The following is a 1092-nucleotide window of genomic DNA, read 5'->3' as shown; positions in this document are numbered from 1 at the left end:
TCGAGCATGGCCTGCTCGGCCTTGAGCTGTTCGGGCGTGTACTCGGCGGCCTTGATCGAGAGGCCGATGCGGCGGTCGGCGCGGTCCACCTTGATGACGCGGGCGGTGACTTCCTGGCCGACCTTGAGGACGTTCTTGATCTTGTCCACGCGTTCCTCGCTGACTTGGGAGATGTGGACCAGGCCGTCGATGTCGTGATCCAAGGCCACGAAGGCGCCGAAGCTGGCGAGCTTGGTGACCTTGCCTTTGACCAGGTCGCCGACCTTGTAGTACTTGTCGATGTGCTCCCAAGGATCCTCGGTCAGGTGCTTGATGCTCAGGGAGATGCGCTGATTGAGCACGTCCACCTCCTGCACCACGGCCTCGACCTCCTGCCCCTTCTTGAGCACCTCGGAGGGGTGGTTGATCTTGCGCGTCCAGGAAAGGTCCGAGACATGCACCATGCCGTCGATGCCCTCCTCCAGCTCGATGAAGGCGCCGTAGCTGGTGAGGTTGCGGACCTTGCCCTTGATGCGGGTGCCGGGGGGATATTTTTCGGCGGCCTTCTCCCACGGGTTGGCTTCCAACTGGCGGATGCCGAGGGAGATCTTCTGCTCCTCGCGGTTGACGCCGAGCACGACGGCTTCGATTTCCTGGCCCTGTTCGAGGACGTCGCTGGCCTTGGCGATGCGCTTGGTCCAGGACAACTCGGTGACATGGACCAGGCCCTCGACGCCCGGCTCCAGTTCCACGAAGGCGCCGTAGGGGACGAGGTTGACGACCTTGCCCTTGACGCGGCTGCCGACCGGGTACTTCTCCTCGATGCGTTCCCAAGGATTCTCGGTCTTCTGCTTGAGGCCGAGGCTGACCCGCTCGCGTTCGCGGTTGATGTCCAGCACGACGACGTCGATTTCGTCGCCGACCTTGAGCATTTCGCTGGGATGGCCGATGCGGCCCCAGCTCATGTCGGTGATGTGGAGCAGGCCGTCGAGACCGTTGAGGTCCACGAAGGCACCGAAGTCGGTGATGTTCTTGACGGTGCCCTTGCGGATGTCGCCCGGCTGCATTTCCTCGAGGAGCTTGGCGCGGCGCTCGGCGCGCTCCTGCTCGATG

The 1092-nt window shown here is 63.6% G+C and carries 1 protein-coding gene; it reads right to left on the bottom strand.

Annotated features, from left to right (window positions below; genetic code table 11):
• Nucleotides 1-1092, bottom strand: a 1092-nt coding sequence (locus D6694_05960; GenBank protein RMH44318.1) for a S1 RNA-binding domain-containing protein, incomplete at both ends; no start/stop codon positions are given.

It is taken from the genome of Gammaproteobacteria bacterium, assembly GCA_003696665.1.
Lineage (GTDB): Bacteria > Pseudomonadota > Gammaproteobacteria > Enterobacterales.
This window is presented reverse-complemented; position numbering and strand designations above follow the sequence as displayed.